18 protein-coding genes and 1 pseudogene are annotated in these 14,077 nt (G+C 44.4%); 10 read left to right on the forward strand and 9 right to left on the reverse strand.

What is annotated here, in order from left to right; all coding sequences use genetic code 11:
- The first annotated feature begins 15 nt into the window (after positions 1 to 15).
- The 3 genes from CHRO_RS32580 to CHRO_RS33885 all read left to right on the forward strand — a co-directional run bounded on the left by CHRO_RS32580 (position 16) and on the right by CHRO_RS33885 (position 1,258).
- Entirely contained in the window at positions 16 to 156 is a 141-nt protein-coding gene (locus CHRO_RS32580; RefSeq protein ID WP_181824199.1) for a hypothetical protein, read from the forward strand.
- A gap of 45 nt (positions 157 to 201) precedes the next feature.
- The gene (locus CHRO_RS33880) at positions 202 to 795 is read left to right on the forward strand and encodes an IS701 family transposase (RefSeq protein ID WP_051033270.1); all 594 of its coding nucleotides are present in this window, start codon (positions 202 to 204) and stop codon (positions 793 to 795) included.
- Positions 796 to 961: 166 nt separating this feature from the next.
- Complete coding sequence (locus CHRO_RS33885) at positions 962 to 1,258, forward strand: transposase (RefSeq protein ID WP_281168660.1); 297 nt, start codon at positions 962 to 964, stop codon at positions 1,256 to 1,258.
- An 824-nt stretch (positions 1,259 to 2,082) separates the two neighbouring features.
- Here CHRO_RS33885 and CHRO_RS29830 read toward each other — a convergent pair.
- The 4 genes from CHRO_RS29830 to CHRO_RS18910 are packed head-to-tail and all read right to left on the reverse strand — an operon-like array spanning position 2,083 to position 4,918.
- Positions 2,083 to 2,589 carry a hypothetical protein gene (locus CHRO_RS29830; RefSeq protein WP_051033272.1) on the reverse strand — a complete coding sequence of 169 codons (507 nt, stop codon included), beginning with the start codon at positions 2,587 to 2,589 and terminating at the stop codon, positions 2,083 to 2,085.
- Between the two features lie 4 nt (positions 2,590 to 2,593).
- A complete protein-coding gene (locus CHRO_RS29835) occupies positions 2,594 to 2,956 on the reverse strand; it encodes a two-partner secretion domain-containing protein (protein ID WP_051033273.1) in 363 nt (120 codons plus the stop codon).
- Positions 2,940 to 3,572 (reverse strand): filamentous hemagglutinin N-terminal domain-containing protein, encoded by a 633-nt coding sequence (locus tag CHRO_RS29840; RefSeq protein ID WP_051033274.1) that lies wholly within the window; start codon positions 3,570 to 3,572, stop codon positions 2,940 to 2,942. Before CHRO_RS29840 ends, CHRO_RS29835 begins: the two co-directional genes overlap by 17 nt.
- Before the next feature lie 53 nt (positions 3,573 to 3,625).
- Positions 3,626 to 4,918 (reverse strand): cytochrome P450, encoded by a 1,293-nt coding sequence (locus CHRO_RS18910; protein ID WP_015155834.1) that lies wholly within the window; start codon positions 4,916 to 4,918, stop codon positions 3,626 to 3,628.
- A 777-nt stretch (positions 4,919 to 5,695) separates the two neighbouring features.
- Between CHRO_RS18910 and CHRO_RS18915 the strand changes: the two genes are divergently transcribed.
- Positions 5,696 to 5,920, forward strand: coding sequence for a hypothetical protein (locus CHRO_RS18915; RefSeq protein ID WP_015155835.1), 225 nt, complete (start codon positions 5,696 to 5,698; stop codon positions 5,918 to 5,920).
- Here CHRO_RS18915 and CHRO_RS18920 read toward each other — a convergent pair.
- Positions 5,917 to 6,360 (reverse strand): site-specific integrase, encoded by a 444-nt coding sequence (locus CHRO_RS18920; RefSeq protein WP_041462538.1) that lies wholly within the window; start codon positions 6,358 to 6,360, stop codon positions 5,917 to 5,919. The two genes, CHRO_RS18915 and CHRO_RS18920, sit on opposite strands and share 4 nt — an antisense overlap.
- Positions 6,361 to 6,459: 99 nt before the next feature.
- Positions 6,460 to 7,026, reverse strand: a complete 567-nt coding sequence (locus CHRO_RS18925) for a hypothetical protein (RefSeq protein ID WP_041462539.1) — start codon at positions 7,024 to 7,026, stop codon at positions 6,460 to 6,462.
- 500 nt (positions 7,027 to 7,526) lie between these two features.
- Between CHRO_RS18925 and CHRO_RS34475 the strand changes: the two genes are divergently transcribed.
- The 3 genes from CHRO_RS34475 to CHRO_RS18935 all read left to right on the forward strand — a co-directional run bounded on the left by CHRO_RS34475 (position 7,527) and on the right by CHRO_RS18935 (position 8,723).
- Positions 7,527 to 7,658, forward strand: coding sequence for a hypothetical protein (locus CHRO_RS34475; protein WP_277871360.1), 132 nt, complete (start codon positions 7,527 to 7,529; stop codon positions 7,656 to 7,658).
- Positions 7,659 to 7,976: 318 nt separating this feature from the next.
- Positions 7,977 to 8,228: a UPF0175 family protein gene (locus tag CHRO_RS18930; protein WP_015155836.1), complete on the forward strand. Its 252-nt coding sequence runs from the start codon at positions 7,977 to 7,979 to the stop codon at positions 8,226 to 8,228.
- 6 nt (positions 8,229 to 8,234) lie between these two features.
- Positions 8,235 to 8,723 carry a PIN domain-containing protein gene (locus CHRO_RS18935; protein ID WP_015155837.1) on the forward strand — a complete coding sequence of 163 codons (489 nt, stop codon included), beginning with the start codon at positions 8,235 to 8,237 and terminating at the stop codon, positions 8,721 to 8,723.
- A gap of 94 nt (positions 8,724 to 8,817) precedes the next feature.
- On the opposite strand, the gene CHRO_RS18940 is transcribed toward CHRO_RS18935, so the two are convergent.
- The 3 genes and pseudogenes from CHRO_RS18940 to CHRO_RS18950 all read right to left on the reverse strand — a co-directional run.
- Positions 8,818 to 9,273, reverse strand: coding sequence for a hypothetical protein (locus tag CHRO_RS18940; protein WP_041462540.1), 456 nt, complete (start codon positions 9,271 to 9,273; stop codon positions 8,818 to 8,820).
- A gap of 413 nt (positions 9,274 to 9,686) precedes the next feature.
- Positions 9,687 to 10,439: a phospholipase D-like domain-containing protein gene (locus CHRO_RS18945; protein ID WP_146139786.1), complete on the reverse strand. Its 753-nt coding sequence runs from the start codon at positions 10,437 to 10,439 to the stop codon at positions 9,687 to 9,689.
- Positions 10,440 to 10,935: 496 nt separating this feature from the next.
- Positions 10,936 to 11,685: pseudogene (locus CHRO_RS18950) on the reverse strand (AAA family ATPase); the annotation flags it as partial.
- Between the two features lie 501 nt (positions 11,686 to 12,186).
- On the opposite strand from CHRO_RS18950, the gene CHRO_RS18955 reads away from it, so the two are divergent.
- From CHRO_RS18955 to CHRO_RS18965, 3 genes are all read left to right on the forward strand, one after another.
- Complete coding sequence (locus tag CHRO_RS18955) at positions 12,187 to 12,549, forward strand: hypothetical protein (protein ID WP_041462541.1); 363 nt, start codon at positions 12,187 to 12,189, stop codon at positions 12,547 to 12,549.
- On the forward strand, positions 12,539 to 13,048 hold the full coding sequence (locus CHRO_RS18960; protein ID WP_015155842.1) for a DUF411 domain-containing protein: 510 nt from the start codon (positions 12,539 to 12,541) through the stop codon (positions 13,046 to 13,048). The genes CHRO_RS18955 and CHRO_RS18960 overlap by 11 nt, the downstream gene beginning before the upstream one ends.
- 220 nt (positions 13,049 to 13,268) lie before the next feature.
- A complete protein-coding gene (locus CHRO_RS18965) occupies positions 13,269 to 14,075 on the forward strand; it encodes an aldo/keto reductase (RefSeq protein ID WP_015155843.1) in 807 nt (268 codons plus the stop codon).
- Positions 14,076 to 14,077: the final 2 nt, after the last annotated feature.

Consider the following 14,077-nt stretch of genomic DNA (forward strand, 5'->3'; position numbering starts at 1 on the left):
AAATACACTTTAGCAATGCTCGATACATCCAACGTGTTTTTAACAGGTGTTGCATTAGAAGCGCTCGCCCAATGGAGCAGTACATTGAAGGCGTTTCAGCAAAAACTGGAAAAACACTTTGCTCGTTCTGAAGCACGCAAAGCAGCAAATGACTAGATCCAGGCACTACTAAGCCCAGTTGAGCGGAAGAATGGATGGCAGATGGCAGAACAAGTAGGCTATGTCAATCCCTATCGCTTCCAGCATCTACTAGGGCGAGCGCAGTGGAGCGCGGATGCAGTATGTGCAGAAGTTAGGCAGTATGCGATGGAGCATTTGAAGAGTGAAACAGATATTTTGGCAATTGATGAAACAGGCTTTCTCAAACAAGGAGAGCAATCAGTAGGGGTGCAGGTGCAGTATTACGGTACGACTGGACATTTGGAGAACTGCCAAGTGGGTGTGTTCATGTCCTATATCAGTGATAAAGGGCATACGTTAATAGATCGCCGCCTGTATCTACCGCGCTCGTGGAGCGAAGATCAAAACAAACGTAAGAAGGGAGCAATTCCAGAAGCAATTAAATTTGCAACTTCGCCTCAATTAGCGCAACAGATGTTGGAATCAGCCTTTAAAGACGGAATACGCCCCACCTGGTTTGTGGCTTTGGAGGTTTATGGCAACGACGGTTCCCAAGCGGTGGTGGCTGGAGAAGACTGCCAAACAACCGTATATACTCACAGTCAGCAAGAAGCAGCCTGTAGTTATTGGATGGCAACGCTATCAAGCCTCCGACCTAGTTCCGCAGAAGGATAGCCAGCAGTGGCAACGCCTCAGTTGTGGAACCGGTAGCAAAGGAGAACGACACTATGATTGGGCGAGTGTTGCCGTTAACTGCGATCGATCGGATGGTTTCCAGCGCTGGATATTGTTCCGCCGCTGTTTAGAACATCCTGAAGACCCTCGCATCAGCTATTACCAAGTGTTTGCCAAGAGCGATACTACTCTAGAAACGATGGCTCAGATAGCTGGGCAAAGGTGGCGAATTGAGGAGTGCTTTAAATTCGCTAAAGACTCTCTCGGTTTAGGAGAATACGAAGTTCGTTCCTGGCACGGTTGGCATCGACATATCACTCTTGTCCTGACGGCTCAAACATTTCTCACCGTATTACGACACCAAACTGAGCCTGCCATTTACTCCTCTACCCCCCCTTTAACGATCGCACCCACTGGCAGTCTGGCTGCGTTCAAAGCGGCACGAGGTTTATTGTCCGACTGAGTATTTGGGAGATGAAGCGATGGATCTCTAGACTCTTATTTCCTACAGTTTGGTGTCTCGAACATGTTTTACACTGGTCTTATTGGCGACGCCACCCCAGAACGCTACTGCGCGTTACTGGCATTATCAAAAACGAGCTAGTCCCTCATCTACTTAAATAGAACTGTAGTACTAGTATGCTTACCGACACGACCACATAGAATCAAGTAGCGAATTACTGGGCGAAACTTAAAGCTATCCAACAGTCTCCGGCAACGACTTCTTCAGGTAAGCAATGATGAAGTGTTTTTTTCGACGAACGACCACATTTCATCTGCGCTCATCGCATCCGGATCAACAGCTTGTACTTGGGCATGATGAAATGCGTTGTGCTTTTTGACGCTTAGGCTCGTATCAAGCTGACTCCCGTGTTGTAGGATAGTCCACTAATTCGACTAATACCGCGCTTTTCTTGTGCCCTCACAATGCGACTGCAAAACAATCCGTACTTCCTCGTCTGTGACTTGCCGCCCTTGATAAATTGTGTCCAAGGTATCGGTAAACGATTGAAGAGCACTTTGGGCAACAGTAGCGTTGGCTACCCTTACTCGTTAAACCCTTGTTTATGGGTCTTATTGTGGCTACATAGTGGACAAGGCATGGCTTCGTGGAACCGGAGTAGTTTTCTTTACCTAAAACATAATATCAGTCCCACGCTTTGCTGACGCACAACCCCATTCTTCACCCTCAACCTGCTGGTATTTACAGTTACATTGCCTGCTCGACCTGTAGAAAAAGTTGCAGCACTAATGGCGCTGGGGAGGGATAAGTTCGGTGCAGTGCCCTCAACTTGGACGAGATCGGCGGCATTGATGCTGATGTCCCCTGAATCCCCTGCTACTACACCCGATGTTGTTGGTGTTGCATTTGCACTCAAGATAACTCCACCATTGCCGATCTCTAACTGCGAGCGTGGAAATCGTGATGTTACCAGACTGCCCGCTACCTAGTGCGAAGGAACCAACAATGGTTCCTCCCCCTACCTGATTCGGCAGCAGACCGATGACTCGCAAAGCTTTTGGCACGGACAAAGTAATGTCAGCTGCCTTGGCAGCACCATAGGTTGAGCTAAAAATTTGCCCACTGGATTGCAGCGCCAGCTGGGGAGTTGAAACTATAACCTGCCAGCCATCTGCCCACCCTAAAGTTTCGCTCCAAATACCGCTATAGACTCTTCCAGATGGATTGATATCTGCAATTTCCAGCGATTCGGTAGCGTTGACTTTCAAAGTTCCTGTTGGCAGTACTCCTTGATTTTGAATCAAAACCAGAGAGCTATCACCTAGCTGCAATTTTCTACCTTAGTATTTGAATAGAACTACCGCCAACTCCACTCGCATCTAGTAGCGATCGCCCACCCAGTTGAATATCCTTGAAAGTTGACACTCCTTCATATCCCAAAGACCAACCAGAATTTGTTCGCTCGATCTTGACTAACCCGTTATCCACGCTGCCTAAATCAATCCCTCCTGCTTGAGCGGTTAAAACGCCACCTTCTAGACTGACATCTCCCCCTACAATTGCCAGCGTTTGTTGTGGCTGAACTTGTAACCCGACATCAGAGCTATTACCTCTAAGGATCGGTTGGTAGTCCGCAGCAATGATATCGTGACCCTTGCCCAATACGCGAATTGCACCCGAATTACCACCAAATTGCAAACCTATTGGTACGCTGGTCAGCAGTGGCGTGGTTTGGGTCGCCGATGGCACTAAACTGAGTGCCTTCGGCGAATTTGAGACTATTAGCTGTACTGGCAAGAAATGAACCACCAATGTTTAAACGAGCGTTGCCACCAAAAATAATTCCATTCGGATTGAGCAGAAATAAGTTAGCCGCTCCGTTAGCTGCGATCGCGCCATCAATTTTTGAGACAAATTTTCCCGTAACTCGACTAATAATGTTCTCAATCGCAGCAGAATTGTTGAAATAGGCAGTAGTACCAGTTGGGATGGAAAAGGAATCGAAGCTGTGAAATAAATTAGTTCCTTTGGTAGTGCCAGCGTCGATCGAAATGGTATCACCCCGCTCTCTAACTAAAGAATTAGTAGGTAGCGTAGAATCTGGAACGATCTGCGCTTTGGCAGGTGGAGTAGATAGTAGAGAACACAGCATTCCTACTTGGATTGAAATTGCCAAAAATCTCGCGCAGATCTTCGCGATTGTACCAGGGCGATCGCTCGAATAGAATTCAAGTAATGACGGTTGCTGCCGAGCAACATGGCTCAAAAGCTTGATTCGGGCTAAATTGCCTAACTTATTACCAGTTAGGTTCATACAACTACAAATCCTCAATCTTTTCAATTTAGCTAGCCGCGAGTTTACGTGTTTTAATTAGGGCGATTTGCTACCATTTCCAGGCTCAGTGGGGGAGTCAAAGTTACGCCACGCCCGACAGGACGAACTGGACGGTCATCGACTAGGGATAAGTGCCAGTGCGAGAGAATCGTCGCTAGCACCAATTCGATCTCCATTTGGGCAAATGCCATCCCAATGCATCGACGATTACCACCACCAAAGGGATAATACTCGTATGGTGAAAACTGTCGCACCAGAAAGCGTTCTGGCTGGAATTGCTTGGGGAGTGGGTAAAGATCTTCTCGTTGATGAGTCAAGTAAGTACAAGGACTCAGGACTGTTCCTGGCTCAAACTGGTAGCCCATAATACTCAGCGGCACTTTCACAACGCGATCGAAGGTAAACCCAGTGATGGAATAAATACGTAGAGTTTCCGAGCAAACTGCACCAAGATACGACAATCGAGCGATTTCGCTGGGTGCTGGGTGAGAACCAAGACTACATAACTCCTTATCCAGCTTTTCTCGGATCTGGGGCAGTTTCGCTACCCAGTACAATGCCCACAAAACTGCTGTAGTCGTTGTCTCGTAGCCTGCCATTATTAGAGTAATTAACTCATCCCGAATCTCTTCATCTGTGAGGGCTGCACCAGCTTCATCGCGAGCAGAGAGCAGTAGACTTAAGATGTCTGGTGTCGAGCAGGCAGTTTCTTGTCGGCGTTGGCGAATTTGGGCATAGACGAGTCGATCGAGTTGCTGCTTTTTCTGGGGAAACGAAAAACGTTGCCACCAAAAGGGAGAGATAAAAGAATCAACTAACTCGCTCAAGCATTGATTTAGTGACTCAACACTAGACTCCTGTTGGGAGCCAAAAATAATTTGCAAGATAATTCGCAGGGTAATGGCTTGCACTTGAGGGCGAATCGCGAAAGGTCGATCTACTGCCCACTGTTGAATCTCCTGCTGGGTGATGCCACAAATAATTTGACCGTATTTGGACAAGTGTTCTCCGTGAAAAGGAGGCAGTAGCAGCTTGCGCTGTTGCTGATGTTGAATACCATCAAGTAAAAGCAGTGAGTTATTTCCCAACAGTGCGCGGAAAGCTTGATTTGCCTTTCCCGAATCAAAATACCCTGCTGGTGCAGTAAAAATTTCCTCGATCGCTTGAGGATGGCTAACGACAACAAATGGGCGAGAACCAATTACCCTAAAGGTGAAGATGTCACCATAGCGCCCAACGCAGTACTCTAAAAATTCGAGAAAGCGACCTCGCCATTTGAGATTGTGGAGAAAGGGTATAACTCGTGGACCATGAGGTAAAGACATGGTAACTTTGTTTTCTTTTCTTATATGTAGAATAATATATATGTCCGACGATTGGCGAATTTTTTGCTAGGATTTAAAGTAATAATTTTTTCGTTAGTCTAACTTTCCAACCGTGAAAATAGGCTTTTTTACCTCTTACTTTTAAGATTGTAAAATCTTAGCTAAGAGAGCATAGTAAAGTATAGAGATAAAGCTTTAAATATACAGATTAATTTCGCACCTCAGCTCCGATCGCTAACTACTATTATTACAACTCTCGTTGTTTTCAACTTCTGCGTAGAAGCTGGTAGGGTAAAAATAGTAGTTTCAAAACGATTCGTATATCAAGTTTAGAGACATTAGCTCCGAACCAAATAAGTCAGTAGCTAGCAATAGGCTTGGAAATAAGTCGATCGATCTCTGAAAATTGCAATTAATTATGAAGGGTTGACTAGAGCGTTCCTTATCTGTTGAGATAGGTAGACAATGTTGTTATATTTTGCACGAGAGGCAGGAATTTTAACAATATTGTTAAATATTTTTTATATCCTGTTTATCTCATGTTGAAGAAAGATAATTTAATAGTATACTTTCAAAATAGAAATTAGAAGTATCTGGGTTTGCCACAGTATTATCTATTTTTTTACTCTGGTTTTGTAGATATTTATAATATGCATCACTTCTCGTATACAGAACTAATTCACGAACAACATTTTTAAGTGCGATCGCATAAATATCTTTCCTTCCAGAAGTTTTTCTGACACTACAAAGCTTTTGCAACAAATCTGAAAAAGTACGATGAAGACTGCTAATCGTTTTCAAGAGGGCGATCGCCTGCTACCAATTGAAATTGCCAAGACAGAACTAGAAGCCAAACTAGGTGTGGGTTGGAGTCGGAAATCAATTAAGCGCAAGATCGACCAAGGGTGTCCGTTTGCTTGGAAGCAGGGTATCCATTATATTCAAATTGGTAACAAACTAGCATCTGTCAATGTTGATGCTATCTTGCGTGAATTAGTTTAGATAGGTGCTTTAGGAGGATTATTTGCCATAATCTCCTTGAATGTATCAAGAGTATGCTGACCATTAATCCAGCGATTATATGTTTTTAAATGAACAGTTGGCGAGTGCACCATCATTCGAGCGGCAACTGCGATTGGAAACTTAAATGCTACGCTGGCGCGAATAGCATAAGCGTGTCTGAGGTTATAAGGAGTAAAAGGCACTGCCAATCGCTTGAATGCTCGTGCAGTCCGTTCTCCATAAACTGTGAAATCGCCTTGACAGTTTACTGTTGGTAAGTTTCCTTCCCAAGGTCTCCAAGCTGTTGCCCACTCTGGGTAAAGTGGCATTACCCCCTCACGCGGACCAGTCTTACCTAAAAGTACCTGACAAGCATGAGGTGGTTGAGAATCAATTTGGCAATGCCAAACTTCGTGGTCGCGCAATCCATAGATTGCCATACGGGTATAGACTAGTTGCCATTGAGGATTAGCAATTGCCGATCTGATAGTGGATATCTCTTCATCATTGGGAATGTTGCGGGACTGAACTTTACTAGCTCAATAGCTGCCTTGATAGGGAGACAAATCTATAAGAATATCAGCGAACCTAGCTAGTCTTGTCAGAATTTGCACTAATCGCTGGCGCGAGCGCGTATTTGGCGGCTTGGTCTGTGCCACTTCTATCAATAATTCAGCAGTTAGGTTTTTTTCTGGTGGCAGGCATTTTAGTCCTAGCTGCCACTCTTCACGCTCCCAGTAAATCCGGTTTTTCTCGCTGTCGCCTTTGCACTGGAACCAGTGTTTTTTGTAGCGATCGATCCACGCCTGGCAAGACTGCCAGTTTGTAATTTCGGTGTAGTCGTTCCAGTCAAACTTATTTTGATCGAGTGCTGCCCAAATCTTTAAAGCCTCGGAGAGTGCCATTTTGTAGCCATAGCTTGTGGTGTCCAAACCCAATGCCAAATAAGTTTGCTTTGGTTTAGTCTCGGTTGAACCAGGGCGGGGTGGTAATGTCCCGCGTAGGGAGAGTTTGCGGTTACGCACCACGACTCGCAATCGGACTCCTGCTGCCTCAAGCTTTTGATTGATGCCATCTATGTCAGTTGCTGATTTATTTCGAGCCATGCAACTTTTCCTATTTATAGCGAGCGGCAGTTCTGTACTAAAACTCTGTACTGACGGCTGGATACCAATACCTAAGCGGTTTTTTCAGCCAAAAAACCTGTACTAAGTACTGTACTAAAACTGAGGTTAATTATGCGCGATTTTTAGTTGTTTTGCCGATTGACTGCCAGATTTGTCCAGTCCAAACCTACAAAACAATAAGGGCTAAAAACCTTACCAGCGGCAAGTTTCAAGCCAAAGCCATTACCCAAACTCATTCACAAAAAAAGCTGGTGACGGGATTTGAACCTGCGACCGGCTGATGACAAAACTGCAATCCAGTTTTTACAGTTTTTGTCGAATAACGGTTTGAGCAGGGCTAGAATTAGCTTTACTAAATTCTATGCTATTTTCATCGGCTACTCCTGCCACTACGATCGGTCATCCAGGAAAATGCAGCCACCTAAAATTCTCGGGGTTCTACAGGTCAGGAACAGCATACAAACGCTATCCCTACCCCAGTGTCTAATTTGCCACAATTGTCAATACTCATACAGCATAATTTAGAAAAACAGGGGGGACGATCGTTCCATTGGCAAAACCGTAAAATAGGAAATTCAGGATTTGCGATCGCTGCTATTCTTAACGTCTAACGATCGGTGTAAGCGTTAGTTAGAGCTTACCCTGGAAGCTTTTTAGCAGATGGGATAACGATAGCAGAAGGCAGGATTAGATCGGTGACACGAAAATTTTCAGTTCAATAAACAAAACGTCATAGCATTTTAACAACAAAGGTTTTGCTGTCGAGCATTTCGATTAACACCGAAATTCACACCGAATTGGTGGAGATATTAGAGGATAAAAGCAGGGCATAGCAATAACCGTAGCTCCCACGAGCGCGATCGCGTTCTAGAATTGGATGTAGAAATAGATAAGTTACCCCCAAAATAGCTTTTGAGCAGAAGCCACAGATGAGTCACTTTGTAGATTCAATCGGAATAGAAATCTCTCCAGATACTCTCAATCAAGGAGAAGGGGCAATTTTAAGAGAAATCGCGCTTCAGCTATATGCGCGTCAGATTTTTACCTTTGGTCAAGCTCGTCGCTTAGCTAATTTATCAGTTTGGGAGTTTCAACAACTACTGGGTCAACATCATGTAGAGCGTCATTACAATGAAACAGACTTAGCTGAGGATATCGATACGATTGCAGCGAGTTATTAGGCAACTGTGACAGTTATTTGTAATGCTACGCCTCTAATTAACTTTGCGGCGATCGCTCGTCTCGATATCTTACCAGCAATATTCGAGCGAATTATTATTCCTCAAGCAGTTTATGATGAAACTACTGGTTCGGGCTTCCCAGGTACTCCGTTTGTACTACAAGCGATTGCCTCTGGGTGGCTGCAAGTTCGTCCGGTAGCTACCATAGCGCCTATCATTCCTGTAGAACTAGATGATGGAGAAAGGGAAGCAATCGCACTAGCGATTGAAATTGCTGAAAGGCGAATTTTGTTAGATGAGCGTGAAGCTCGACAAATAGCGCAGAGACTTGGCTTACAAGTTATGGGCACGCTGGGTATTCTCTTATTGGCTAAGAACAACCAAACCATACCTCAAGTTAGACCGATACTCGATAACACGATGAATGTGGCTCAATATTGGGTGAGTGCTGCACTCTACGCACAGGTTCTACAACTAGCTGGGGAAGATATCTAGTAGCGCACTCGTTGGCGCGATCGCGCTCTTCCGTGCGAGGGATCGCGGTTTTCTTCCCGATTCTATGGAGTGCGATCGCTGCTCGATCTCTACATCACGCGATCGCCTTGAGAAAAGCAACTGTAGTAGACCAATCTATGGTTCGATTCAACAGGGAGCGTTCAAAGAGGGAACGAATAAGGCTAATTTCTGGCGCTGACAAGTAGCGCGATAGATACTCGACATACGCAGGTCGCGTTGTATCAGCAGCACTAGCACTAAACCAACGGTTGAATAAATCTGGTGACACGTAAAGCTGAGTAGGATAATGTTCGACGGTGATTTTGACTTCGATCCCTGCTGCTGTCAGTGCCAAGCGTAGATCTTCCACATCCCAATTCACCATCGGATCGGTAGGATTAGCATAGATTTCCTCTTCTGCTGCTGCTAAACGCTCGGAAAGCTGGGCATCTAGCCTGTTAACATCAAGCAGACGATACAACCGTTGTGTATGGCGAGTGAGATTTTCTGCTACTAATGAGAGTGCAGTATGGGGAACGCTTTTGTCCAAATGTCATTCCTTGTAAATTTGCTCCTAGAGAACGTTTCGAGAAATTAATGGATGTTAACCATACCCCGCTCCCAGTAGTAAGTGTAATTATGGGCGAAATTCAGGTAAAGCTCAAGCAAGCAAATGTATCAAAAGGCTACATTAATGTGGGATGGCGAGAAGCTAGGGAAATGATGGAAAAACAGCGCAACAAGTTCTAGCTTTTAGCTTTAGAAGGTATGTTCCGAAAATTATACAAGCTTTTCAGGCGAAGTGGTTGGAAAGACACCTCCTGAAAAACCGTAATCTTACGGATTTACCAACTCTTGGTTTGGGAATTCTCCTCAAAAAAACCGTAAGATTACGGTTTCGTGCGGTCAGATAACGAAATAATCTTATTATCGCCCTTAATTCGATAAGTACTTTTATACTATTTAGCTGTAACAATAATTTTGCAAATAAATTTTTGGTGCAAATTTAGAAAAGCAAAGGGGGTAGAAATACGTTAAACAAATTACGTTAAACAAATTAAAAATTAACGATAATATATTGAGGTCAGATTTCAAAGTGAACAAAGAAAGAGACATAAATATTTTTATCAAAGAATAATTGGTAGGTATGTATCGTTTTGCCCACTCGCCTTCCAATAACTCAGCACATGCTCGTGCAAGAGCTTCTTGCCAAGTAACAACATTTAATAGATCTTCAAGTAATACAATTAACTCATTATTATAATCTCTTCCTAACCTCCAGTAACTTTCTGCTATCTGACAAGATTCTTCGTAACGTTTTCTCTCTTTATTTTTTTCGTATCTATTGTTTTTTTCTAGTTGATATATAAGTCCAGATTGGCTGAAGTTACTAGAACCACTAGTGATTGCGTTATCTCCTCTAAATATTTTGGCATGAAATGGTCTTTTAGTGTTAGCAAGCTTAGCTTTCACTTTACCACTTTTGATTAACTCAATAGCAACAATAACTTTGGCACAAAGAAATATAGATATTCCTCGCTCTTGAAGCCAATACTTCTTTACTTCTTCAGATAATTCATGTTGAAATAATCTTTGCTGACTACTTTGAATTGTATTAGGTTCATGACCTATGAAAAGTTGAATTTCTTCAAAAGCCTTCGCATCTATATGGAGACCTGCATGACATAAAGCTAAAAACTCAACAATCATCCCCAAAGATGTGTATCCTGTAATAATTAATGGCTTTTTTGAAATAAGTAAATCTTCAAAAACTAAAGACTTAACAGTATGACCTGCATAGTTATAAGGAAATCGTTCATGAGAAGGTAACTCAATCTCTGTTTCTTGTGGGTTTTCATCTTCATCAAAAAGGCTAAGTTAAATAGATTTCATAAACCAGAATTTTTGTCAATAACTATTGATAAAAAATAATACTAAGATAAGGATAAATCTCAGCACGTGAATTGCACAGTTACTATATTAGTAGAACGAAGCAAGTAAAAGTTTTTGCGTATCATTTAACACAAGCAACTGGACACACACGCTGAAAAAAATGCAATAGGCATTTGTTACTTCGTAGCTATTCTACTAGGTGAATCAGATATTCTCGAAGTAATACTTTGATAAGAATTTACTATCGTTCATTTGAATGCTATGTTGTGAGAACCCTATCTACAAAAGACATATAAGAAAAAGCTATAGAAAATTGTCGGAGTACAGCACGTTGCTGGATCGATTCCTCTGCAACCGCTAGGGTGATGTAGATCGCACCCTGACGATCTGGAGGTGTAGTTTCTACTGCTAGCTCTAGTGCGTTGAGCAAAGAACGGGCATCACCATTCGCAACGTTGACTAAGTGCGCTAAGGCATCTTGTTCCAGCTTGACTTTGAGCTTGCCATAGCCGCGTTCTGGGTCTGATAGTGCTTGTTCGGCAATGCGGTACAAATCGCGATCGCCCAAGGGTTTGAGTTGGAAAATCCGCGAGCGACTGACGAGTGCTTTATTGACTTCAAAGAAAGGATTTTCAGTCGTTGCGCCAATGAGAATCACAGTCCCATTTTCTACCCACGGTAGCAGCGCATCCTGTTGTGACTTATTAAAGCGGTAGACTTCATCGACAAACAGGATCGTGCGCTGTTTGTTTTTGTTAGCTCTATCTTGAGCAGTTTCGATCGCTGCCCGAATTTCTTTGACTCCTGCAAGTACAGCATTAATAGCGATGAAGTGAGCGCGGGTGGTATTGGCGATAATTCGTGCTAGGGTAGTTTTTCCAGTTCCAGGTGGTCCAGCAAAAATGACAGAAGATAATTGGTCGGCTTCAATGGCACGGCGTAGGAGACGACCAGGGGCGATCGCGTGGTCTTGTCCGACAAATTCATCGAGCGTGCGCGGACGCATTCGATCTGCTAGGGGTGAGGAGTTGGTTGTCGATTGGCGATCGCGACTGAATAATTCCGTCATTTGTGCGTCGATACTCTTGGTAATGCAATACTTCAGAGGAGAAGGTTCGTTTCCTCCATCCGCCGATGAGTTGGGGAGCCACTTACGTGCGCCACATCCCCTCATTGAGGAGCAAGTGCGCTGCCCCTGTCCCCTCGTTATAGCACCCCTCGTCTTTTCACTGTAACTGTAAAGCTATAGTGGGAGCATCACGTGCGACATTTTCAGGCAAAGCATAACAGAAGAAAGGATTGGGCAATAGACGCGGTTTGGGCGGTTGTGCCGCTCGGATTTGCTCTAGTGGCAAAAACTCATGCAGTTGCATCCCACAAAGCTAATCATCAAAACGCATTAGGACTCTAGCAGTGTAAGTTACCAAAAGACTTGAATATTCTACACTCAAGCCGAAATTCATGCCCAACTCAACCATCCATTCCAATAATAGTAGCTTGCGTATCATGTCTCACCGGACGCGAGCGACCAATCCAAGTTTCAGCTTTCGCTAGCTATCCTAGTGAAACAATGCGATCGCAAAGATATCTCACCAAGATGCAGACTTTTCAACGAATCAATTGGTTAAAGTATTGGAGGGCTAATCGGTTATTTAGCCAATTAGTCGTTTTGGGAGTCAGTAGCGGTATTTTACTTTACAGCACTGGAGTAAATGCAGCCGAACAGGTGTTTTTAAAGTACGGTGGCTTTAAAGTGACACGTAGAACCTCTCCCTGTGAAGTGTGGTTTCACCCCACCTTGACTCACTGGGAGATTCGCTATCGTGAGGAGGGTGAGAGGGAAACAAACAGAGCAATAATAGCTCGTTCCTTTGTAAAGAAAAGTCAGCGCACCTACCGCTACTTACTTGATTTGAAGTCGTATGAAATTTAAGAGATCTAGCTCTCAAGTTCGTCGCTCCCTTAAGTGGCTAGCGATCGCTTTTGCGACAATTACTGCAACATTGGTACTGCTGAGTGCTCCAAGTCTGGCAGCTACTCAAACTTCAACACTCACTGTCTATCGCGATCCCTCCTGTAGTTGCTGTGGGGGCTGGATGTCTCACCTAGTGTCAGAGGGCTTTGAGATCGAAGAGATCGCCACATCCAAGATGAATCTAGTCAAGCAGCAACAAGGTGTACCGAATCGCTTGGCATCCTGCCACACCGCAACGATTGGGGGGTATGCGATCGAGGGACACGTTCCCGCTAAAGACATTAAACGCCTGTTGGCACAACAGCCTCAAGTAGCTGGAATCGCCGTAGCTGGGATGCCAATCGGTACGCCTGGGATGGAGGATGGCGAGAGACGAGAGCCATTTACTGTCTTCTGGTTCGATCGACAAGGAAATGCAGGAGCTTTCAATCGTTACGTGTTTGAAAAGTTAAATTGATTACCAAGTATGGCTTCCACCGTAGGACTGATAAAAGTTGTTTCTACTGTTGTTTGCACTCTTGCCATTAACTTTTCAAGAGGCACGATCGCGTCTTTCACCCCGATCGGCTTAGGCTAGAATTTCTGGTAAGTAGTATGCCTGCAACGGCTGGGGTAGTAGATGAACCATTTTTTCAAACTGCCCCGTAGCAAGAATTTTTGATGTCGGAGTGAAGCTCGTGGAAATAGTCACGCAACAGGGACACTCAGCCAGCATTCTCGGTTTAGCAGCTTCTGGGGGCATGGATGCGAATTGTATCGCCGCCGCATTTGAGGCAGGGATCAATTACTTTTTCTTTTACGATTTCACTAATGAGAAATTTTTAGCTGGTCTAAGATCGCTGTTAGCAACAAAGCGAGAGCAAGTTTTAGTTGCCACGGGTAGTCAAGAACGAGATCTCAACTGGTTGCGCCGTGACTTCGATTCTGTGCGCCAGCAACTAAATATTGATGTCGTCGATGCCTTCTTTGTCGAATATATCTATCCGAGTGAGGATATGCAGCAAGTTGAGGCAGTACTGGAGCAGTTGCAGCTTTGGCAACAAAAAGGACTTGTGCGCTACGTCGGAGTCACCACCCACAACCGACCGATTGCTTTAGAGCTGATAAAGCGCGGCAAGTGCGAGTTATTAATGCACCGCTACAACATGGCGCATCGTAAAGCAGAAGAAAACGTTTTACCTAGCGCTCAAGCAGCAAGTATTCCTGTCGTCGCATTTACCTGTACGCGCTGGGGAACGCTGTTGAAAGGACATCCCAACTGGCAAGAAAAACCACCAACAGCCGCCGACTGTTATCGCTACGTTCTGAGTCATGGGGCAGTACGCTTAGCACTCACCGCACCGCAGAATTTACAGCAGTTGCAGGAAAACCTAGCTGTTTTGCCAGCACCTCCCCTCTCGCCAGCAGAAATCACCCGTTGGCAGAAATATGGTGACTTAATCTATGGCAGTGGTGAAGATGCCTTTGAAACTCAATGGGTGTAAAT

The organism is Chroococcidiopsis thermalis PCC 7203, from assembly GCF_000317125.1.
In the GTDB taxonomy this organism is placed as follows: domain Bacteria; phylum Cyanobacteriota; class Cyanobacteriia; order Cyanobacteriales; family Chroococcidiopsidaceae; genus Chroococcidiopsis; species Chroococcidiopsis thermalis.